The 274-nt window shown below is 64.6% G+C and carries 1 protein-coding gene; it reads right to left on the bottom strand.

What is annotated here, in order from left to right:
- A partial coding sequence (locus SB764_RS40070) for a tyrosine-protein phosphatase (RefSeq protein ID WP_410866760.1) occupies nt 1-263 on the bottom strand: 263 nt, incomplete at its 3' end.
- Nucleotides 264-274 lie beyond the last annotated feature (11 nt).

Genomic DNA, 274 nt, shown 5'->3' on the forward strand with positions numbered 1-274 from the left:
TCGAGGAACCCTGTGGCATCGAACGAGCCCAAAAATGCCCGCAGGCTGGCCCGCCGCTGCGTCAATAACGCGCCCAGGTCGGCATCCGACAGATAGGGATCATGGGCGTGCGGGGCACCGTGCGTGCGGTGGCGTTCATTGATTCCCCGTGCCGCGAACTCGTAGCCATGGACCATTTCCTCGTCGCTGAAGCCCGCCAAGCGCTGCAGGATCAGGGCTATCACGCCGCTTCGATCCCGCCCGGCAGAACAATGGACAACCACCTTGCCCGGCG

Source organism: Paraburkholderia sp. SIMBA_027 (assembly GCF_046535315.1).
In the GTDB taxonomy this organism is placed as follows: Bacteria; Pseudomonadota; Gammaproteobacteria; order Burkholderiales; family Burkholderiaceae; genus Paraburkholderia; species Paraburkholderia tropica.